Raw genomic sequence first — 20,224 nt, forward strand, 5'->3', positions numbered from 1 at the left:
CCCTCGGTCCGGCCTGCACACGCCTCACTCGACGTCCTCCCTGATGCGCTGGGCCCCGCGCAGTCGCGCCGGTGCCGCCCGCCGGTTCTCGGCGATCTCCTCTTCGGTGGGGAGTTCGGCACCACGGGTGAGCAGCTTGAGCCGCGGCTGGTAGCGCTCGGGGACTACGGGCAGCCCGGGGGGCGCGGTGGTGGCGGCGCCCGCCGCGAAGACCTGCTTGACCAGCCGGTCCTCCAGCGAGTGGTACGACAGCACGGCGATCCGTCCGCCCACGCCGAGTGCCTTCACGGCGGCGGGGATCGCGCGTTCCAGCACGGAGAGCTCGCCGTTGACCTCGATGCGCAGGGCCTGGAAGGTGCGCTTGGCCGGGTTGCCGCCGGTGCGCTTGGCGGCCTGCGGCAGGGCGTCCCGGATCAGCTCGACGAGCCGCGCGCTGTTGCTGAACGGCTCCTTCTCCCGCTCGCGCACGATCGCGCTGACGATCCGCTTGGCCTGCTTCTCCTCGCCGTAGGCCCGCAGGATGCGCACGAGTTCGCCCGGTGGGTAGGTGTTGAGGACCTCGGCGGCGCTGACGCCGGTCGTCTGGTCCATCCGCATGTCGAGCGGGGCGTCCTGGGCGTAGGCGAAGCCGCGGCCGGCCTCGTCGAGCTGCATGGAGGAGACGCCCAGGTCGAACAGGACGCCCCGCACGCGCGCGATGCCGAGCCGGTCGAGCACCTCGGGGAGCTCGTCGTAGACGGCGTGGACGAGGGTGGCCCGCTCGCCGTAGGGGGCGAGGCGCTCGCCGGACAGGCGCAGGGCCTCCTTGTCGCGGTCGAGGGCGACGAGCCGGGCGTCGGGGAACCTGGCGAGCAGCGCCTCGCTGTGGCCGCCGAGGCCGAGGGTGCAGTCGACGACCACGGCGTCCGGGTCCTCCAGGGCGGGTGCCAGCAGATCCAGGCACCGCTGGAGCATCACCGGGACGTGTCGACTGTCGCTCAAGGGGCCCTCTCAGATCCGGCGCGGCCGTACGCACCGCCGGGTCCCGCCCGCTCGTGGACATGAGACCTGCCGGCGCCGGAAGCGTCAGCCGACCGGGAGCGGGAGGAGGCAGAGCCGTACGTACGCGCCGCGCACGCGGGGAGATCTCCGGTCGTCGCCGGGGTCTCCGAAGTAATCAGTCCAGCGGGGAGAGTCTCGCCTCCCGCTTCGCGTCACTTTAGTCCACGGTGTCGCCCGGTCAATCAACCGGCCTGCGCGTCGCCGCCGTTCGCCCGCCGACGAGGACACCACCCTTGTGGGGTACCTCACAACCACCCCTCGGCGGCATTCTTTGTGCACTTCCACAGGAGGCCTGGACCGTGCGTGACCAGTAACGTCATGCCTATGACGACTTCTGCATCGGTACCCACGGGTTCGGAGAGCGCCATAGCAACCGAGGGCACGGTCACCGACCGTATCGTCGAGGCGAACGCCCGGTACGCCGAGGCCTTCGGGCACGCCGGACTGGACGGCGCGCCTGCCCTGCACGTGGCCGTCGTGGCCTGCATGGACGCCCGCCTCGACCCGCTCGGCGCACTGGGCCTGGAGCTCGGCGACTGCCACACCATCCGCAACGCGGGCGGCGTGGTCACCGACGACGTGATCCGCTCCCTCACCATCAGCCAGCGCAAGCTGGGCACGCGCAGCGTGGTCCTCGTCCACCACACCGGCTGCGGCATGGAGACCCTCACCGAGGACTTCCGCGGCGACCTGGAGGCCGAGGTCGGGCAGCGTCCGTCGTGGGCGGTGGAGTCCTTCCAGGACGCCGACCAGGACGTACGGCAGTCCATGCAGCGGGTGCGTACCTCGCCCTTCCTGCCGCACACCGACGACGTGCGCGGATTCGTCTACGACGTGCGGACCGGCCTGCTGCGCGAGGTCGACCCGGCCTCCTGACCTGCGCGACGGGACGCGACCACCCCGGCCCGCCACCCGTGGCGGCTGTCGAAATCCTGTCAGTCACGCGTTCGAATGGCCGCAAGACCGACATATCGCGGCCAGTTGTCCACAGTCGAGTGACACGAAACGGTAACGGCAGCAAGAATGCGGGAGTGACGTCACGCGGAACCTTTCGCGCGTGGTGTCCGTGGTTCGGGGTGGGCCGGTCCGCGTCATGCGGCGTCGGCCCGGGAAAATGGGGTATTCCGTGCTTCCTGAGAGCACGGGAAAGGCCGAGGAGCGCCGGGTGACGACCTATGACGATCGAGCGAGCCATGGGGGTCCCCCAGCCCGGGATTTCTCGCGGGTGGGGGACGATCTGACCGCCGTGGTGGAGCGCGTGCGGCAGTCGGTGGAAGGCGTGATCGAGGGCAAGCCCGAGGTCGTACGGCTCTCGCTGACCGTACTGCTCGCCGAGGGACACCTGCTGATCGAGGACGTCCCGGGTGTCGGCAAGACGATGCTGGCCAAGGCGCTGGCGCGGTCCATCGACTGCTCGGTGCGGCGCATCCAGTTCACGCCCGACCTGCTGCCGTCGGACATCACCGGTGTGTCCATCTGGGACCAGCAGCGCCGTGACTTCGAGTTCAAGCCGGGCGCGATCTTCGCGCAGGTGGTGATCGGCGACGAGATCAACCGCGCCTCGCCCAAGACGCAGTCCGCGCTCCTGGAGTCGATGGAGGAGCGTCAGGTCACCATCGACGGCAAGACCTACGAGCTGCCCAGCCCTTTCATGGTGGTGGCGACGCAGAACCCGGTCGAGATGGAGGGCACCTACCCGCTGCCGGAGGCCCAGCGCGACCGCTTCATGGCCCGGGTCTCGGTCGGTTACCCGAGCGCGGAGGCCGAGCTGCAGATGCTGGACGTGCACGGCGGCGTCTCGCCGCTGCAGGACCTCCAGCCCGTGGCCCACGCGGACGAGATCCTCAAGCTCATCGAGGCGGTGCGCGGGGTGCACGTCGCCGAGCCGGTCCGGCGCTACGCCGTCGACCTGGTCGGCGCCACCCGCACGCACCCCGATCTGAGACTCGGCGCCTCCCCGCGCGCGACGCTGCACCTGCTGCGCGCGGCGAAGGCGTCCGCGGCCCTCAGCGGCCGGGAGTACGCGCTGCCGGACGACGTGCAGGCCCTCGCCGTCGCCGTCCTGGCCCACCGCCTGCTGCCCACCGCCCAGGCCCAGCTCAACCGGCGCACCGCCGAACAGGTCGTCGAGGAGATCCTGCAGCGCACCCCGGTGCCGGCGGGGCCGCAGCAGCAGAGCGGCTTGGGCGGCCTGGGCCGCACGGCTCCGGCGTATCCCCAGCAGCCGCCGCGGAGGCTGTGATGACCACCGCGGGGGCGGGCCGGGCGGAAGCCGACCGGGGCGAGAAGGGCGGCGTCCGCACCGCTCTGGCCGGTCTGACCACCCGCGGACGTTCCTTTCTGGCCGCCGGCGTCGCGGCCGCGATCTGCAGTTACGTGCTCGGCCAGAGCGACCTGCTGCGCGTGGGCCTGCTGCTGGCGGTGCTGCCGCTGGTGTGCGCGGCGGTGCTGTACCGCACCCGCTACCGGGTCGCGGGCAGCCGCCGGCTCTCCCCCGCGCGCGTGCCGGCGGGCAGCGAGGCCCGGGTCCACCTGCGGATGGACAACGTCTCGCGGCTGCCCACGGGCCTGCTGATGCTCCAGGACAAGGTGCCGTACGTGCTCGGTCCGCGACCCCGCTTCGTGCTCGACCGGGTCGAGGCGGGCGGCCGGCGCGAGGTGTCCTACCGGGTGCGCTCCGATCTGCGCGGGCGCTATCCGCTGGGGCCGCTCCAGCTGCGCCTGACCGACCCGTTCGGCATGTGCGAGCTGACCCGGTCCTTCTCGACGTACGACACCCTCACGGTCATCCCGCGCGTGGAGCCGCTGGCGCCGGTGCGCCTGGGCGGCGAGGCGAAGGGGTACGGCGACGGGCGGCAGCGTTCGCTCGCACTGGCCGGCGAGGACGACGTCATCCCGCGCGGCTACCGCTACGGCGACGACCTGCGACGCGTGCACTGGCGTTCCACCGCCCGCTACGGCGAGCTGATGGTGCGCCGCGAGGAGCAGCCGCAACGCGCCCGCTGCACGGTGCTGCTGGACACCCGCGCCATCGCCTACCAGGGCGCGGGGCCCGACTCGCCCTTCGAGTGGGCCGTGTCGGGCGCCGCGTCGGTCCTGGTGCACATGCTCGAACGCGGCTACTCGGTACGGCTGCTGACGGACACCGGCAACGCGGTGCCCGGCGAGGGCGGCGACGGCTTCGCGGGCGCGAGCCAGGAGTCGGCGGACGCGGCCGGCCTGATGATGGACACCCTCGCGGTGATCGACCATTCCGACGGCGCGGGCCTGTCCCGCGCCTACGACGTGCTGCGCGGCGGGAACGAGGGGCTGCTGGTGGCCTTCCTCGGCGACCTGGACGAGGAGCAGGCGGCCGTGCTGGGCCGGATGCGGCAGCGCAGCCCGGGGGCGGTCGCCTTCGTGCTGGACAGTGACACCTGGGTGCGGGAACCGAGCGATGTGCCCGGCCCGTCGGACAGGAGCGGAGACCGGCTGCGCATGCTGCGCGAGGCGGGGTGGACGGCCCTGCGCGTGCCGCGGGGCGCCTCGATGGACGAGTTGTGGCGGCTTGCGGACCGGGAGCGCAGGGGCGTGGCGGCCGCGAGCGGCGGGGAGGGACCGTGATGAGCGGGCGGGTACGACTGACGCTGGGCGCCTGGGCGGCCACGCTGATGGCCGCGTGCGCCCTGCTGCCCCTCGTCCGGCCGGCCACGTGGATCGTGCAGGCGGCATTCCTGCTGGCGCTGCAGGCGGGCGTGGGAGCCGCTGCCCGCCGGGTGCCGCTGGCCCGGCCGCTGACGGTGGCGGCGCAGGCGGTGGTCACCGTGATGCTGCTGACCTTCCTCTTCGCCCGGGAGCAGGCCCTGGCCGGGCTGATCCCGGGGCCGCGGGCCTTCGACCGCTTCGCGCTCCTGCTCCAGCAGGGCGGTGACGACATCGCGCGGTACGCGATCCCGGCGCCCCTGGAGTCCGACGGCATACGTCTGATGCTCCTGGGCGGGGTTCTGATCATCGGGCTGCTGGTGGACACCCTCGCGGTGACCTTCCGCAGCGCCGCTCCGGCCGGACTGCCCCTGCTCGCCCTGTACTCCGTGGCGGCGGGGCTGTCCGACGGGGGCTCGGACTGGCTGTGGTTCCTGGTGGCGGCGGCCGGCTATCTGATGCTGCTGCTGGCCGAGGGACGGGACCGGCTCTCGCAGTGGGGGCGGGTCTTCGGCGGTGCCCCGCGCACGGCGGGCGGGGAGTCGAGCGGCGCGATCGCCCCGGTCCGCACCGGCCGGCGCATCGGCGTGGTCACGCTGGGCATAGCCCTGGTGGTGCCGCTCGGCCTGCCCGCGATGAACGGCGGGCTGCTGGACACCGTGGGAGCGGGGGCGGGCGGCGGATCCGGCGGCGGGGGCACGATCTCAGCCGTGAATCCGCTGGTGTCGCTGAGGGACAGCCTCAACGCGGACGAGGACCAGCAGGTCCTGTCCGTGCGGACCAAGACGGCGGACGTCTCGGACCTGTATCTGCGGATCGTGTCCCTGGACGACTTCGACGGCACCACGTGGAAGCCGTCCCGGCGGTCCATCACCGCCGTCCCCGACGGTGCCTTCCCGGCCCCGGTGGGCCTCAGCCCGGACGTCAAGCGCACGGAGTTCGACACCACGATCACCGCGGCCGGCTGGTACGCCCAGGACTGGCTGCCCATGCCGTACCCGCCGAGCGGCGTGCGCATCAGCGGCAACTGGCGGTACGAGCCGCAGGGCATGACGCTGGTCGGCGACCACGGGCAGAACACGCGCGGCCTGACGTACCAGGTCACGAGCCTGGACGTGCAGCCGACGGCGGAGCAGCTCGCCTCGGCGGGACCGGCGCCCGGGGACATCGAGCGTGACTTCACCAAGCTGCCCGACTCGCTGCCGTCGGTGGTGGCCCGCACCGCCCGCAAGGTCACCGCGGGCGCGACCGACCCGTACGACCAGGCGGTCAAGCTCCAGGACTGGTTCGCCGTGACCGGCGGCTTCGAGTACGACACGCAGGTGCAGGTCGGCAGCGGCTCGCAGGCGATCGCCCGCTTCCTGAAGGACAAGCAGGGTTTCTGCGTGCACTTCTCCTTCGCGATGGCGGCGATGGCCCGTTCCCTGGGCATACCGGCCCGGGTGGCGGTGGGCTTCGCGCCCGGTTCCCCGCAGGCGGACGGCTCGGTGTCGGTGGGGCTGCGGGACGCGCACGCCTGGCCCGAGCTGTACTTCGAGGGCGTGGGGTGGACCCGCTTCGAGCCGACTCCCAACCGTGGCTCGATACCGTCGTACACCCTGCCCGACAACCCCGGCAGTTCGGTGCCGGACCCGTCGCGTCCCTCCCGGTCGGCGTCGGCCGCGCCGTCCGCGGCGCCCTCGTCGAGTGAGAGCTGCACGCCGGAGCAGAAGAAGCTGGACGGCGGCTGCGCGAGCGAATCACCGCAGGCGGCGCTGCCCACGGACGACGACGGCCCGAAGTGGTACGCGTTCCTGGTGTGGGCCCTGGCCGGTCTCGCCGTCCTCGCGCTCCCCCTGGCACCGATGCTGTGGCGGCTGCGGACCCGGTCGGCACGGCTCGGGGCGCACGGCCGCGGTGAGGCGGACACGGCGCCGCACACCCTGGCCGTCTGGCAGGAGCTGACCGACACGGCGTGGGACTTCGGCATCACGCCGGACGAGTCACTGACCCCGCGCAAGGCGGCCGACCGTATGGTCCGCCTCGGCGATCTCGACGCGACGGCCGCGGCTTCGGTGCACCGGGTGGCCAACGCGGTGGAGCAGGTGCTGTACGCACCGCACCCGCGCCCCGTGGCGGGCCTCTCGGACGACGTCCGCCGGGCCACGGCGGGCCTCGGCGCGGCGTCCGGCCGGGCGGCAAGGCTCCGCGCGCTTGTGGCCCCCCGCTCCACCGCGCGGGTGGTGTGGGCGGCCTCGGCCTGGTGGACAAGGGTCCGGGAGCGCGCCCTGGCGCTGCGGCCGACGTGGCGGAAGACCTCGGGGCAGCAGGGCTGAGGATGCGGCGGGACTGAGGGCAGCGGCACTCGGGCCGGTCGGTGCGGATGCGCCGGCCGGCCTTGCCGTGGCCGGTGTCCGCCGGTCGTCCGACGGCACACGCGCAAACGTCAGGGGGTGACCACCGGGTCGGTGGTCACCCCCTGACCTACGTGTTCACGTGGTTCTGGATCGGCTGTGCGGGGGCTAATGGCCACCCTGTTCGTCGCGGCGCTTCTGCCAGCGCTGCTCGATGCGGTCCATCACCGAGCGGCGCTGCCGGCCCTGTGGGCGGGCCTGGTGTCCGGTGGCACCGGACGCCTGCTCACCCGGCTTGGGGGCCTTGCGCCAGCCGGTCACGGCGAGCACCGCACAGCCCAGCATGACGAGGAAGCCCACGACACTGAGCCAGACCTGCTTGGCGACCATTCCAGCCATGAGGAGCGCGATACCTACGAGGAAGCCCGCGACCGCCTGGTAGACCCGTCGCCGGGTGTACGTGCGCAGCCCGCTTCCCTCAAGCGCTGTCGCGAACTTGGGATCTTCGGCGTACAGCGCTCGCTCCATTTGCTCGAGCATGCGCTGCTCGTGCTCCGAGAGCGGCACGGAGTCCTCCTCATCGTGCAGTCGCCGGGGCGACCCGGGGGGTCCCTTCAGGATAGGCAGGGAATCGCCCCCGTGAAACCCGCCCCTCTGCGCCAATTGACCAACCGGAACCCGCCATGGGGGTCCGGCTCGCTGAGGCTTCCATTCCCCAGCGGCCGACCCGTCATGCCGGAACGGTCTCCCTCGATCATACGGCGCGCCGTCCCCGTTCGGGGGGCCTGTGGCGTACTCCATGCGCAGACGAGGCCCTGATCAGCGGTGGTGCCCCACGAGGAGGCTCAGGCCTCGACCGCCCCATCGGTCTCGTCCGTCCCACCGGCCCCACCGCTTTCGGTGGCCCCACCGGTCTCACCCAGGACGTGCAGCTGTGTGGCCACCGAGTGGAACGCGGGGAGCTCGGCGGCGGCCTCCTCCAGCTTCAGCAGCGCTTCCACGGCTCCGGGCTCGGTGTCCACGAGGACGCCGGGCACGAGGTCGGCGAAGACCCGGACGCCGTGCACGGCACCGACGCGCAGGCCCGCCCCCTCGACCAGTCCCGTGAGCTGCTCGGTGGTGAAGCGGCGCGGCACCGGGTCACCCGCGCCCCATCGTCCGTTCGGGTCGTCGAGCGCCTGCCGGGCCTCCTTGAAGTGCCCGGCGAGGGCGCGGGAGAGCACGGCACCGCCGAGTCCGGCGGCGAGCAGGCTGAGGACGCCCTCCGGGCGCAGGGCCGCCACCGCGTTGCGGACGCCCTCGGCCGGGTCGTCCACGTACTCCAGGACGCCGTGGCACAGCACCACGTCGTAGCCACCGCGCTCGGCCACGTCGAAGAGGCCGTGGGCATCGCCCTGGACGCCCTTGACCCGGTCGGCCACGCCGGCTTCGGCGGCCCGGCGCTCCAGGGCGAACAGGGCGTTGGGGCTGGGGTCGACGACGGTGACCCGGTGGCCGAGACGGGCGACGGGCACCGCGAAGTTGCCGCTGCCGCCCCCGGTGTCGAGGACGTCCAGCGACTCCCGACCCGCGGCCTTGACCCGGCGGTCCAGGGCGTCCTGGAGGACCTCCCAGACCACGGCGGTACGGAGTGAGGCGCGGGGGCGCATCGGGTCCGACACGTCAGTTGACTCCTCGGCGCGGCACCGCCTCTTGCACGGCGGCGCGAACGGGGCGTCTCCCCCGGCCCCGGCCTCGGGGAGGGAAGACTTCAGGCGTCCCCCACCCTATTGCCTAGGCCGCGGCGTGCGGATGACCCGGTCCCGGGATGCCCGCGGGTCAGGCGGGCCCGGGCCGCGCTCGACCCGCGTCCGGCCCCTCGGGTCAGGCGGGCCCGGGCCGGGCTCAGCCCGCGTCCGGCATGTCACTCCCCGCGCCGGTGCCCTCCGGCCGGTCGAGGTCCGGGCGGGGTTGTGGGAGGACCGGCTGGAGGACCAGCATCCGCTCGACGAGGCGCAGGAACATCGCCACGTCGCGTATCAGGTCGTCGGCGTCCCGGCCGGTGGCCGCGCCCTCGATGCCGGCTTCGGCGCGGGCGCGACGCCTGGCACCGGAGGCGAACAGCGCGCTCCACTCGGTCAGTTCGGGTGCGATCTCGGGGAGCACTTCCCACGCGCTCCGGATCTTGGCCCGGGCCCGGGGCGAGGTCTCCGGGCGGCCCCGGGCCGCGAGCACCGCCGCGGCGGTGCGCAGAGCGGCGAGGTGGGCCCTCGAGTAGCGCTCGTTCGGTGTCTCCAGGGATGTGGCCTCGTCGAGGCTGGCGCGGGCCTGGGCGAGCAGGTCGAGGGCGGCGGGCGGGGCCGTGGCCCGGCGGAGCACGGGGTGCACGTCGCTCGCCGGGCCGGTCAGTGAGGGTGCAGGGCCGGTGGCGCGGCGCCGGCGGGCGGCTGCTGCGTGATAGCTGGCCATGACGAACCTCCTGTCGTCTGGGTGACGGCACGTCCGGTCACGGAGTGCCGTATGTGACCCATCGTGAGGTATGGCACTGACAATCCGTTCTGACCTGCGATTTTGCTTCGCTCGTAGGTTCGGAGTAGTTTTTGCACTGACCAGTCAGTTCAAATTCAGGGGAGACTCGTGGGGGAACAGGCGGGAGGGGTGCGGATCGTCGCCGACGGCCTCGGGATCAAGGGGCCACGGGGGTGGGCGGTCCGCGGGATCTCCGTCGATGCCGAGCCGGGCGCGCTCGTCGCGGTCGAGGGCCCGTCCGGGTCCGGCCGGACGTGCCTGTTGCTGGCGCTGACGGGGCGGATGAAGGTCTCGGAGGGCACGGCCGCCGTGGGCGACGCGAGGCTGCCGAAGCAGATGGCGGCCGTGCGCGGCATGAGCGCGCTGGCGCACGTCCCGGGGGTCACCGACCTCGACCCGGCGCTGACCGTCGGCGAGCACCTGCGGGAACGGGCGCTGCTCCAGCGGCGGTTCGGCGCATCGCTGCGCGGACTGCTGCGACCCCGCGGCGAGCGGGCGGCCGAGGCCGAACGGCGCGTCGAGGCCGCTCTGGAGGCGGCCGGGCTGGACCTGGAGGCCCTGCCCAAGGGGCCGCGCACGGCCGTACGGGATCTGGAGCGCCTGGAGGCGCTGCGGTTGTCTATCGCGCTCGCGCTCGTCGGCGGGCCGCGGCTGCTCGGCGTCGACGACGCCGACCTCAAGCTCTCGGACGCCGAGCGGGAGGAGGTCCGGGCGCTGCTCAGGTCCCTGGCCGACGCCGGGACGACGGTCGTGGCGGTGTTCGGCGAGGCCCCCGAGGGTGCCGTCAGGGTCTCCACAGCGGACAGCCGTGAAGAGCCGCACGCCGAGGACGAGACCGACCGGGCCGACGAGACCGACGAGACCGACGAGGCGATCCGGACGGACCGGGCGGACCGGGCGGACCGGGGAGAGGAGAAGGGCGATGCGATCGCCGAGACTGGCCGCGCTTGAGCTGCGCCGCTTCGGGCGGGGGAAGCTGCCGCGTGCCGCCCTGGTCGCTCTGCTGGTGCTGCCGCTGCTGTACGGCGCGCTGTACCTGTGGTCGTTCTGGGACCCGTACGGCCGTCTGGACAAGATCCCGGTCGCGCTGGTGAACGACGACAAGGGGGCGACCGCCGACGGGAAGAAGATCACGGCGGGGGACGACATCACGAAGGGCCTGCACGACAGCAAGACCTTCGACTGGCAGGAGGTGAGCGCCGCCGAGGCCCGCAGGGGCGTCGAGGACGGCAGCTTCTACCTGTCGCTCACCCTGCCCGCCGACTTCAGCGAGCGGATCGCCTCCAGCTCCGGGAACACCCCCGAGACCGGCGCCCTCCAGGTGCGCACCAACGACGCCAACAACTACATCGTCGGCCAGATCTCCCGCACCGTCTTCAGCGAGGTGCGGCAGGCGGCGTCCACCAAGACCTCCCGGTCCTTCCTGGACAAGATCTTCGTGTCGTTCTCCGACATCCACGGCAAGACCGTGAAGGCGGCGAAGGGCGCCGACCGGCTCAACGGCGGGATCGACAAGGCCGAGAAGGGCTCCAAGGACCTCGCCGACGGCCTGAAGAACGCCAAGGGCGGCAGCGGCAAGCTCGCCACCGGCCTGAAGAAGCTCCACACCGGCGCGGGCGACCTGGAGGACGGCTCCGAACGGGTCGCGGAGGGCACGCAGAAGCTGGCCGACAAGGTCAACGGCACCGCCGGCAAGGTCGGCCCCTTCCTCAAGGGCAACGAGAAGACCATCGGGGACACCGCCCAGCTGGTCGCCGACTCCTCCGGGGTGATCCGCAAACACCTGGACACCATGGTGAAGACGGCCCCGGCCGCCGCCAAGGGCGCCCGGGCGGCCTCCGGCACGCTGAACGACGTCTACGCCAGGCGCTGCGACGATCCCGTCCTGCCCGACCCGGCCTGCTCCGACCTGAAGAAGGCCAAGGACGCGGCCGCCGACGTGACCTTGATCGCGGACGACGTCAACACGCTGATCGCGGACCAGGACGGCGACCTCGACAAGCTCGACAAGAACCTCGCCACCCTCCAGAAGCAGTCCCAGGCCCTCGCGAACCGCGCACCGCACCTCTCCGAGGACCTCACCGACGCCGTCAAGAAGATCAACGCTCTGAACGACGGGGCGGCCGAGGTCGCCGCGGGCGCGAAGAAGCTGCACAAGGGGATCGGCACGGCCAAGACCGGGGCCGTCGCCCTGGACAAGGGCGTCGGCAAACTCAAGACCGGCGCGGACGACCTCAACGGCGGCATCTTCAAGCTCGTCGACGGCTCCGGGAAGCTCGCCGGCGGCCTGCACGACGGGGCGGGGAAGATTCCCGACTACGACGAGCAGGACCGCGACCGGCGCACCGAGGTCATGGCCGACCCCGTGCGGCTCGCGTCGCACGACATGCACAAGGCACCCAACTACGGCACCGGCTTCGCCCCGTACTTCATCCCGCTGTCCCTGTGGGTGGGCGCGATGGTGGCGTACATGCTGATCGCGCCCATGAACCGGCGCGCGCTCGCCGCGGGCGCCCCGGCATGGCGGATCGCGCTGTCGGGCTGGCTGCCGGTGGTGGCGATCGGGGTGCTGCAGACGGTGGCGCTGATGTCGGTGCTGCACTGGGCGGTCGGCCTGGAGATGGTCCGGGCGGCCGGGACGGTGGGCTTCCTGTTCCTGGTGACGGCGTGCTTCGCGGCGATCGTGCAGTGGCTGAACGCCCGCTTCGGGGCGGCGGGGCGGATCCTCGTCCTCGCACTGCTGATGCTCCAGCTGACCTCGGCGGGCGGCACGTACCCCGTGCAGACCAGTCCCGGCTTCTTCAACGCGCTCCACCCGTTCCTCCCGATGAGCTACGTCGTCGAGGCCCTCAGGCGGCTCATCACCGGCGGTGGACTCGAACCGGTGTGGCACGCGTGCGTGGTGCTGACGGCGTTCACCGCGGGCGCCCTCGCGCTGACCGCCGTGGCGGCCCGCCGGCGCCAGGTGTGGACGCTGGACCGGCTGCACCCGGAGCTGAGCCTGTGAGCCCCACCGTCGCTTCCCCCGGAAAGGTTCCTGTGACAATCAGGGCCATGGAAAGCAGCAGTGCCGCGTCGGGCGGCAGCACGCGCCGCGAGGCCACCCGGCAAAAGCTCTACGAGGCGGCCGTCACGCTCATCGCCGAGCAGGGGTTCTCCGCCACGACCGTGGACGAGATCGCCGAGCGTGCGGGGGTCGCGAAGGGCACGGTCTACTACAACTTCGCGAGCAAGTCCGTCCTCTTCGAGGAACTGCTGCGGCACGGAGTGGGTCTGCTGACCGCCTCCCTGCGGGAAGCGGCCGAGCGGACCGAGCGGGAGGGCGGCGGCAAGGTCGACGCCCTGGACGCGATGATCCGGGCGGGGCTGGTCTTCATCGACCGCTACCCGGCCTTCACGCAGCTGTACGTGGCCGAGTTGTGGCGCACCAACCGGACCTGGCAGTCGACGCTGATGGTGGTCCGGCAGCAGGCTGTCGCGGTCGTGGAGGACGTGCTGCGCGACGGCGTCGCGGCCGGTGAGTTCAGCGAGGAGATCGACATCTCGCTGACGGCGTCCGCGCTGGTCGGCATGGTGCTGGTGGCCGCGCTGGACTGGAAGTCCTTCCAGGCGGAACGCTCCCTGGACGACGTGCACGCGGCGCTGTCCCGGCTGCTCCAGGGCCGGGTGAGCGGCTGCCGCTGACCCACCGTCGCGTGCGCATGTGAAGGCGCCGGTCCGGTGTGGCCGCGTCCCCCGCGGGCCACCTCGAACCGGCGCCTTCCCCACTCCCCCGTTTTCCTTCTCCTGCTCCCCCGTGCGTCCCCCCGCAGGACCCCCGTTCGGTCGTCCCCCGGTTTCCTCCGGTTCCCCCGGTTCTCCCCCGTGTCTCGCTCCCGCCGACACCGCCGGCGGAAGGAGCGGATCGCGGGCCGGCTCCGTTCCGGCGCCCCGTGTCGCCGGTGCCGGAGCCGTGCCCCTCTCCGTGTCTCCACTCTCTCGTCCGCGCAGGTCGTCCCCCATCCGCGCACGTACTCAACTCCCCGGCTAGGTATACGTACTCAGTCCTGCGCACAGGGGCCCACCCGGCCCCGGCGCCGCCTGCCGGCGACCGCCTGCCCGCCCGTGCTCGCAGGTGGTCGAAGAGTGCCGCCTGTGAGGGTTGTCGGTGGGGGCCGATAAAGTCCCTGGCATGGCACGGATTGCGGTGATCGGCGCAGGGATGGGCGCGCTGGCGGCTGCCGCCCGGCTGGCCGTCGCGGGCCACCGGGTGGCGGTGTACGAGCGGACGGACACCTACGGCGGAGCCCTGCGCCGCTTCGAGCGCGACGGGTTCTCCTTCGACACGGGCCCGGCCCTGCTGCCGCTGCCCGCCGTCTACCGCGACCTGTTCGTGAAGACCGGCAAGGAGCCGCTGGAGTCCTGTGTCGAGCTGGTCCAGGTCGACCCGTCGACCCGGCACGTGTTCGCGGACGGCATCGAGGTCTCGCTGCCGAACGCCTCGCGCGCGGGCGTGGTCACCGCCCTGGACGAGGGGCTCGGCGCCGACGCGGGCAAGCGCTGGGGCGACTTCCTGGTGCGGGCCCGCGAGGCCTGGGACCGGACCCGCCGGCCGCTGCTGGAGGAGCCGCTCTGGCCGAACTGGCAGGTGCTCGCCGAGCGCGAGCCCTACCCGGCCGTGCCCCACAAGCGGCTGCTGCGCACCCGCCGGGCCGGCACCCTCGCCGAGATCGGCGCCTGGGAGCTGCGCGACCCCCGGCTCGCGGCCCTGCTGGAGAGTCATGCCATCGGCCACGGTCTGGACCCCCGGACCACCCCGGCGAGCGCGGCCGTCCTGCCGTACCTGGAGCACGCCTTCGGCACCTGGTACGTGCGCGGGGGCCTGCGCGAGCTGGCGCGGGCGGTGTACGAGCGGTGCCTGGTCCGGAAGGTCGAGTTCCACTTCGGCGCCGACGTCACCGGTGTGCTCGAGAAGGACGGCCGGGCGTCGGGGGTGGAGCTGGCCGACGGGTCGGTCGCGGAGGCGGACTTCGTGGTGGCCGGTGCAGCGCCCGGCGCACTGGCCCGGCTGACGGCGGGCACCGTCGTACGGGGCGACGGGGAGGTGCCGCCGCAGCCGGCCGCGGCGTCCCGGCTGACCCTCCTGCTGGCCCTGCGCGGCGCCCGCCCCGAGGGCACGGCGCACCGCACGGTGGTGCACACCCAGGACCGCGAGGCCGAGCTGGACGCCCTCTTCGGCACGGCGGCCGGAGATTCCCGTCCCGGTCCCACGGTCACGGTGCTACAGCCCGACGACCCTCGCACCGCCCCGGCGGACCACGAGGCCGTCACGCTCACGACGGTGGTGCCCGCGCGGCCCGGCCTGGCTCACGACACCCTCGCCGATCACATGATCACCGCCGCCGAACGCGCCGTACCGGGCCTGCGCGAGCGCCTCCTCTGGCATGAGGTGCGCACCCCGGCCGACATCGCGGACCAGACGGGCGCGGAGGGGGGCGCGGTGCCCGTGCCGGCCCTGGCTGCGAGCGGCGGGCGGCTGCTGCATCCGTCCAACACCACGCGGGTGCCCGGTCTGTTCACGGTGGGCGGCTGGACCCATCCCGGCGGTGGGCTGCCGCACGCGGGCATGTCGGGCGCGCTGGTGGCGGGACTGATCGTGGAGGGGCCGGAGTTCCGCGGCTCACAGTGAGCACGGCACCCCGGCAGGGCTCGGGCTCGGGCCGGGGCTCGGCCTGATGATCAGGCTCCAGAAACGGTACTGCTCTCAGAAGCGGTACTGCTCGTCGTACCCGTTCCCCTGCGGCTGCTGCCCGCCGCCCTGGTACGGGTACGGCTGCTCCGGCGGCAGTTCCTGCCCGTACTCGTCGGTGTTGCGCTGCTGCGGGACCCACGCACCGCCGGGCTGGCTGTCGCCGCCGTAGGTGCCGGAGTACTGGTCCTGGGCGTAGTCCTGCTGGCCGTAGTACTGCTGGTCGCCGTACGTGCTGTCGTAGGTGCCCTGGCCGTAGTTCGACGAGCCGATGTACGGGTCGGAGTAGGCCGCGTACTGCTGCTGACCGGTGGCGTCGTAGCCCTGCTGCTGCCCGTAGCCGGAGTAGTCGTAGGCGTAGGACTGGTCGGTGGCCTGGGACGCGTACTGGTCGTGGGACTGCTGTCCTCCCGACTGGTACCCGTGGTCGTAGACGCCGTAGGAGCCGGTGTCGTCGGGCATGGGCTGCGGCTCGTAGACGGCGGTGGTCTCGGCGGACGTCGGCTGGTGGACGGGGCGGGCCGGGGTGAAGACGTCGTCCCGGTCGTAGTCGTCGTCCCCGTCGTGGGGGACGGGGTCGCGCCGGTAGGCGCCCGCCTCGTCGTCGTGGCCGCCCTCGGCCTCCAGGCCGGAGACCTCCAGCGTGGGCTCCTGGCGGCCGCGCTCACGGGGGCGGCGCTTGCCACCGCCCAGCGCGGGCGCGTTCATCGCCCAGCCGGCGGCGAAGCCGCTGCGGAACGACAGGGTGACGTAGGTCTGCCCGACCGCGAAGGCAGCGGCCCCCAGGCCGATCACGACGACCGACGGGATGAGGACACCGACGACGACACCGAGGAACCCGGCGAAGGCCAGCAGCCGCCAGCGCAGTCGCGCCTTGTACTGCAGGAGCACCTCGCCCAGCAGCCACAGCGCGACGATGCCGAACGCGATGTAGAGGACCGCCCAGCCCATGTACGCCCCTCTCCCAGTGGCCGCTACGCAGTGTGTCGTATATCGGTGCGAACGGTCTAGGCCTGCGGTGAGTGGTGCAGGCCCAGGTTCTCGTAGATCTCCAGTGTCGCGGTGGAGTTGTTGAGCGTGATGAAGTGCAAGCCGGGCACGCCCTCGGCGAGCAGCCGCGCACAGAACTCCGTGGCGAATTCGATCCCAATGGAGCGTACAGCGGCCGGATCGTCTTTTGCTGTGAGGATCCGCTCTTTCAGGGCGTCCGGGAACGTGGCGTTGGTGAGGGATCCGATCCGTTCCAGCGTCTTCACGCTCGCGATCGGCATGACCTCGGGAATGATCGGGGTGTCGCAGCCGGCGGCCGAGACCCGGTCACGCAGCCGGAGGTAGTCCTCGGGCTGGAAGAACATCTGCGTGATGGCGTAGTCCGCGCCCGCCCGGCACTTGTCGACGAAGTGACGGACGTCGGTGTCCCAGTCGCACGAGCGGGGATGCATCGCCGGGAAGGCGGCGACGCCGACGCAGAAGTCGCCGGAGGCCTTGATCAGCTCGACGAGTTCGGCGGCGTAGGCAAGGCCCCGGGGATGCGGCACCCAGTCACCCATCGGGTCGCCGGGCGGGTCACCGCGCAGGGCGAGCATGTTGCGGATCCCGGCGTCGGCGTACTGGCCGATGATGTTGCGCAGGTCGGCCACCGAGTGGTCGACCGCGGTGAGGTGGGCGATCGGGGTGAGGGTGGTGTCGGAGGCGATCGCCTCGGTCGCCTTGACCGTGCCCGCGCGGGTGGAACCGCCCGCGCCGTAGGTCACGGAGACGAAGTCGGGCGCCACGGCCTCGACCCGGCGCAGCGCGTTCCACAGGTTCCGCTCGCCCTTCGGGGTCTTGGGGGCGTAGAACTCGAAGGAGTACGTCGTCTTGCCGGCCGCGAGCATGTCGCGGACGGTGCGGGCGTGGTCCGACCTGATGGATGCGGTGCCGAGGGCCATACCGGCAGGTTAGCCAGGGGCGGTCGGTCCCCCAACCGGGAGCCGGCTTTTGCCCTGATTGTCCACTTGTTGTCCATCCCTTGGACAGGCCGTACGGACTACGCCTCCCGCAGCCGCTTCGCGAACCCGGCCGCCGCGGCCCCGGGGTCGTCCGCCTCGGTGATCGCCCGGACGACGACGACCCGCCGGGCGCCCGCCTCCAGGACCTGGTCGAGATTGCCGAGGTCGATGCCGCCGATGGCGAACCAGGGCCGGTCGGTGACGAGGGCGGCGGTGTGGCGGACGAGGTCCAGGCCGGGCGCGTGGCGGCCGGGCTTGGTCGGCGTCGGCCAGCACGGGCCGGTGCAGAAGTAGTCCACGCCCTGCTGGACGGCGGCCGCGGCGGCCTCGGACTCGGCGTGGGTGGAACGGCCGATCAGGACGTCGTCGCCGAGGAGCGCGCGGGCCGCGGGGACCGGGAGGTCGCCCTGGCCGAGGTGCAGGACGTCGGAGCCGGCGGCGTGGGCGACGTCCGCACGGTCGTTGACCGCGAGCAGCTTGCCGTGCCGGGCGCAGGCGTCGGCGAAGACGGCCAGGTGCTCCAGTTCCTCGGCGGCCTCCATGCCCTTGTCCCGCAGCTGGACGATGTCGACGCCGCCGGTCAGCACGGCGTCGAGGAAGTCCCCGAGGTCGCCCTGCCGCTTGCGCGCGTCGGTGCAGAGGTAGACCCGGGCGTCGGCGAGCTGGGCCCGTGCGGTGGCGGCGGCGGTGCCGGTCATGCGTGTCCCCCTGGGTGTCGGTGGTGGGCGGGCGGGCCGCGTGGGCATGCGGGTGGGCCCGCGTGGGCGGCGGGCGGCGCGGGACGCACCTGCCCCGCCACGAACGCCTCGGGCACCTTACGCCCGCTCCGGCCCGCAGCAGCCTGCCGGCCGTGCCGGTGGCGTCCGCAGCCCCGGCGATGACGTTCGGAACCCGGGGTGGCGAGTCCGCGCAGCCATGGGGTGACATCCGCGGCCTGCCGCGAGGCTCGCGGCCGCGCCGGCCAGGTCCGCAGCGACCCCGGGACGTCCGCAGACCGTGCCGGAGACGCTCGTGGTCCCACAGGGCGCAGGCCATCCCCGGGCCGTGATCCCTCGGGTCACGGCCCTCACGTCGGGCGGTTGTTCAGGTCCGGTCCCGCTCGCACGGCACCGGACGGTTGTCCCGTCGCGGCCGGGTCAGACCGCGAGCGCCTGGGCGCGGCGCTTCACCTCCGTGCCGCGGTTCTCGCTGAGCGCCTGCGCGGGGGTGCCGGGCAGGCTGGGGTCCGGGGTGAAGAGCCACTCCAGCATCTCTTCGTCCGTGAAGCCGTCGTCCCGCAGGAGCGTCAGGGTCCCGGACAGACCCTTGACGACCTTGTCCCCGTCGATGAAGGCGGCAGGGACGTGCAGCGCGCGGTTCTCACCTCGGCGTACGGCGATGAGCTGGCCCTCCTTGACCAGCTGCCGCACACGCGTCACCTCGACGCCGAACTGTTCGGCGATGTCGGGGAGGGTGAGCCAGGCGGGGACGAGAGCATCGATCTTTGCGTCAATCTCGGTCACGGGAACCAGCCTGCCATTTGCCACTGACAGTCGGAAGTCGGACCCGTCCACCCGGGCGGGCGCGCCGCGCCCGGCAGCGCCGCTCCGAGGCCCTCACCGGGGCGGTGGCGTCCGGGGCCGGTCACGCCGGTGACGCCGCACGGCAGGCGCCACTGCCGCAACCGCCCCTCAGGCCGTCGCCGCTTTCATGGGCCTGGCCGGATCCGCCAGCAGCACCGGGTTCATGGGGGCGCCGGACTCGATCAGGCGGCGGCCCTGCGCCAGGTCCCGGGGCCGGCCCACCGCCAGCAGCGCGACCAGCCGCTCGCCCCGCAGCCAGCAGACCGTCCAGGCCGGGCCGGAGGGGTCGCCCCGCCACAGGGTGGTGTCCGCGGAGGCGTGGTGCCCGGCGTACTGGACGAACCGACCGAACTGCTCGGACCAGAAGTACGGCACCGGGTCGTACACCGCCGGCGGTTCCCCGGTGGCCACGCCGACGATGTTCACGGCGACCGTGCGCGGCCCCTGGAGGGCGTTGTCCCAGTGGTGGATCAGCAGGCGCTCGCCGTAGCGCCCCGAGGGGAAGGAGGCGCAGTCGCCGACCGTGTACACGTCCGGCACGGTCGTGCGCAGGTGCTCGTCGGCCACGATCTCGCCGTGGGGGCCCAGCTCGATCCCGGAGCCGGCCAGCCAGGCCGTGGCGGGGCGGGCGCCGATGCCGACGACCACCGCGCCCGCGGGCAGCCATGAGCCGTCGTCGAGGACGACGACACCGGGTTCGACGCGCTCCACGCGCGCGTGCGTCCGCAGAACCGCGCCCGCGTCGGCGTACCAGCCGGCCATGGCAGCGGCGACCTCGGCGGGAAGCGCCCCGGCGAGCGGACGTTCGGCGGCCTCGACGACGGTCACCGCGCAGCCCGCCTCGCGCGCGGCGGTGGCGAACTCCGCGCCGATCCAGCCGGCGCCGACGACCACGATGTCGTGCTGGCGGGCCAGCACCGGCCGCAGCCGCTCGGCGTCGTCCAGGGTGCGCAGCAGATGCACTCCCGGCACGCCCTCGGTGCCGGGCAGCCGGACGGGTTCCGCGCCGGTCGCGACGACGAGGACGTCGTACGGCACGGGCCCGTCCTCGGTGTCCAGCTCGTGGTCGGCGGGGCGCAGGCCCAGCACCTCACAGCCGAGCCGCAGTTCGATGCCGAGGGCCTCGAAGTCCACGTCGAAGGCGGAGCCCTCGGACTTGCCGAGCAGGACGGCTTTGGACAACGGGGGCCGGTCGTAGGGCTGGTGGGGCTCGGCGCCGATGAGGATCACGTCGCCGGTGAAGCCCTGCTCGCGCAGGGCGACGGCGGTCTGCACCCCGGCCATGCCCGCGCCCGCCACGACGACGCGCCGCGGCGCGGACGGACCTGGTTGCTGCGTCTGCTCGCTCACCTGATCACCATAGACACCTGACGTTTTGTC

At 72.9% G+C, this 20,224-nt stretch carries 17 protein-coding genes; 8 read left to right on the top strand and 9 right to left on the bottom strand.

Features of this window, described 5'->3' with window-relative positions; all coding sequences use genetic code 11:
* Nucleotides 1-24: 24 nt before the first annotated feature.
* On the bottom strand, nt 25-981 hold the full coding sequence (gene rsmH / locus ACFCXS_RS13290) for a 16S rRNA (cytosine(1402)-N(4))-methyltransferase RsmH (RefSeq protein ID WP_376643359.1): 957 nt from the start codon (nt 979-981) through the stop codon (nt 25-27).
* A gap of 384 nt (nt 982-1,365) precedes the next feature.
* Here rsmH and ACFCXS_RS13295 point away from each other — a divergent pair, with 384 nt between their 5' ends.
* The 4 genes from ACFCXS_RS13295 to ACFCXS_RS13310 all read left to right on the top strand — a co-directional run bounded on the left by ACFCXS_RS13295 (nt 1,366) and on the right by ACFCXS_RS13310 (nt 7,037).
* Complete coding sequence (locus ACFCXS_RS13295) at nt 1,366-1,917, top strand: beta-class carbonic anhydrase (protein WP_376643360.1); 552 nt, start codon at nt 1,366-1,368, stop codon at nt 1,915-1,917.
* A 289-nt stretch (nt 1,918-2,206) separates the two neighbouring features.
* A complete protein-coding gene (locus ACFCXS_RS13300; RefSeq protein WP_376643361.1) occupies nt 2,207-3,283 on the top strand; it encodes an AAA family ATPase in 1,077 nt (358 codons plus the stop codon).
* Nucleotides 3,283-4,644: a DUF58 domain-containing protein gene (locus ACFCXS_RS13305; RefSeq protein WP_376643362.1), complete on the top strand. Its 1,362-nt coding sequence runs from the start codon at nt 3,283-3,285 to the stop codon at nt 4,642-4,644. Before ACFCXS_RS13300 ends, ACFCXS_RS13305 begins: the two co-directional genes overlap by 1 nt.
* Nucleotides 4,644-7,037, top strand: coding sequence for a DUF3488 and DUF4129 domain-containing transglutaminase family protein (locus ACFCXS_RS13310; RefSeq protein ID WP_376643363.1), 2,394 nt, complete (start codon nt 4,644-4,646; stop codon nt 7,035-7,037). Before ACFCXS_RS13305 ends, ACFCXS_RS13310 begins: the two co-directional genes overlap by 1 nt.
* 186 nt (nt 7,038-7,223) lie before the next feature.
* Here the strand turns inward: ACFCXS_RS13310 and ACFCXS_RS13315 are convergent, their stop codons facing one another.
* The 3 genes from ACFCXS_RS13315 to ACFCXS_RS13325 form a co-directional block, all read right to left on the bottom strand.
* Nucleotides 7,224-7,622 (bottom strand): DUF3040 domain-containing protein, encoded by a 399-nt coding sequence (locus tag ACFCXS_RS13315; RefSeq protein ID WP_376643364.1) that lies wholly within the window; start codon nt 7,620-7,622, stop codon nt 7,224-7,226.
* Nucleotides 7,623-7,900: 278 nt separating this feature from the next.
* On the bottom strand, nt 7,901-8,716 hold the full coding sequence (locus tag ACFCXS_RS13320; protein WP_376643365.1) for a methyltransferase: 816 nt from the start codon (nt 8,714-8,716) through the stop codon (nt 7,901-7,903).
* Nucleotides 8,717-8,939: 223 nt separating this feature from the next.
* Entirely contained in the window at nt 8,940-9,503 is a 564-nt protein-coding gene (locus tag ACFCXS_RS13325) for an SAV_6107 family HEPN domain-containing protein (protein WP_376643366.1), read from the bottom strand.
* 168 nt (nt 9,504-9,671) lie between these two features.
* On the opposite strand from ACFCXS_RS13325, the gene ACFCXS_RS13330 reads away from it, so the two are divergent.
* From ACFCXS_RS13330 to ACFCXS_RS13345, 4 genes are all read left to right on the top strand, one after another.
* Nucleotides 9,672-10,514 (top strand): ATP-binding cassette domain-containing protein, encoded by an 843-nt coding sequence (locus ACFCXS_RS13330; protein ID WP_376643367.1) that lies wholly within the window; start codon nt 9,672-9,674, stop codon nt 10,512-10,514.
* Complete coding sequence (locus tag ACFCXS_RS13335) at nt 10,486-12,570, top strand: YhgE/Pip family protein (RefSeq protein WP_376643368.1); 2,085 nt, start codon at nt 10,486-10,488, stop codon at nt 12,568-12,570. The genes ACFCXS_RS13330 and ACFCXS_RS13335 overlap by 29 nt, the downstream gene beginning before the upstream one ends.
* A 47-nt stretch (nt 12,571-12,617) precedes the next feature.
* Nucleotides 12,618-13,247, top strand: a complete 630-nt coding sequence (locus ACFCXS_RS13340) for a TetR/AcrR family transcriptional regulator (RefSeq protein ID WP_104779337.1) — start codon at nt 12,618-12,620, stop codon at nt 13,245-13,247.
* 487 nt (nt 13,248-13,734) lie between these two features.
* Complete coding sequence (locus tag ACFCXS_RS13345) at nt 13,735-15,231, top strand: phytoene desaturase family protein (RefSeq protein WP_376643369.1); 1,497 nt, start codon at nt 13,735-13,737, stop codon at nt 15,229-15,231.
* A gap of 75 nt (nt 15,232-15,306) precedes the next feature.
* Here ACFCXS_RS13345 and ACFCXS_RS13350 read toward each other — a convergent pair whose 3' ends face one another.
* The 5 genes from ACFCXS_RS13350 to ACFCXS_RS13370 form a co-directional block, all read right to left on the bottom strand.
* Nucleotides 15,307-16,242 (bottom strand): hypothetical protein, encoded by a 936-nt coding sequence (locus tag ACFCXS_RS13350; RefSeq protein WP_376643370.1) that lies wholly within the window; start codon nt 16,240-16,242, stop codon nt 15,307-15,309.
* A gap of 56 nt (nt 16,243-16,298) precedes the next feature.
* Entirely contained in the window at nt 16,299-17,222 is a 924-nt protein-coding gene (gene metF, locus ACFCXS_RS13355; RefSeq protein ID WP_361871770.1) for a methylenetetrahydrofolate reductase [NAD(P)H], read from the bottom strand.
* 98 nt (nt 17,223-17,320) lie between these two features.
* The gene (gene thiE, locus ACFCXS_RS13360; RefSeq protein WP_376643371.1) at nt 17,321-17,980 is read right to left on the bottom strand and encodes a thiamine phosphate synthase; all 660 of its coding nucleotides are present in this window, start codon (nt 17,978-17,980) and stop codon (nt 17,321-17,323) included.
* 438 nt (nt 17,981-18,418) lie between these two features.
* Complete coding sequence (locus tag ACFCXS_RS13365; protein ID WP_039932287.1) at nt 18,419-18,784, bottom strand: Rv2175c family DNA-binding protein; 366 nt, start codon at nt 18,782-18,784, stop codon at nt 18,419-18,421.
* A gap of 168 nt (nt 18,785-18,952) precedes the next feature.
* Nucleotides 18,953-20,194, bottom strand: coding sequence for an NAD(P)/FAD-dependent oxidoreductase (locus ACFCXS_RS13370; protein WP_376643372.1), 1,242 nt, complete (start codon nt 20,192-20,194; stop codon nt 18,953-18,955).
* Between the last annotated feature and the right edge of the window lie 30 nt (nt 20,195-20,224).

This window comes from Streptomyces sp. NPDC056373 (genome assembly GCF_042262425.1).
Classification (GTDB): domain Bacteria; phylum Actinomycetota; class Actinomycetes; order Streptomycetales; family Streptomycetaceae; genus Streptomyces.

Coding starts and splice junctions, on each gene's coding strand:
- ACFCXS_RS13345 (WP_376643369.1), top strand. CDS start 13,735: ATGGCACGGATTGCGGTGATCGGCGCAGGGATGGGCGCGCTGGCGGCT.
- ACFCXS_RS13310 (WP_376643363.1), top strand. CDS start 4,644: ATGAGCGGGCGGGTACGACTGACGCTGGGCGCCTGGGCGGCCACGCTG.
- ACFCXS_RS13350 (WP_376643370.1), bottom strand. CDS start 16,242: ATGGGCTGGGCGGTCCTCTACATCGCGTTCGGCATCGTCGCGCTGTGG.
- thiE (WP_376643371.1), bottom strand. CDS start 17,980: ATGACCGGCACCGCCGCCGCCACCGCACGGGCCCAGCTCGCCGACGCC.
- ACFCXS_RS13340 (WP_104779337.1), top strand. CDS start 12,618: ATGGAAAGCAGCAGTGCCGCGTCGGGCGGCAGCACGCGCCGCGAGGCC.
- ACFCXS_RS13295 (WP_376643360.1), top strand. CDS start 1,366: ATGACGACTTCTGCATCGGTACCCACGGGTTCGGAGAGCGCCATAGCA.
- ACFCXS_RS13305 (WP_376643362.1), top strand. CDS start 3,283: ATGACCACCGCGGGGGCGGGCCGGGCGGAAGCCGACCGGGGCGAGAAG.
- ACFCXS_RS13335 (WP_376643368.1), top strand. CDS start 10,486: ATGCGATCGCCGAGACTGGCCGCGCTTGAGCTGCGCCGCTTCGGGCGG.
- ACFCXS_RS13325 (WP_376643366.1), bottom strand. CDS start 9,503: ATGGCCAGCTATCACGCAGCAGCCGCCCGCCGGCGCCGCGCCACCGGC.
- metF (WP_361871770.1), bottom strand. CDS start 17,222: ATGGCCCTCGGCACCGCATCCATCAGGTCGGACCACGCCCGCACCGTC.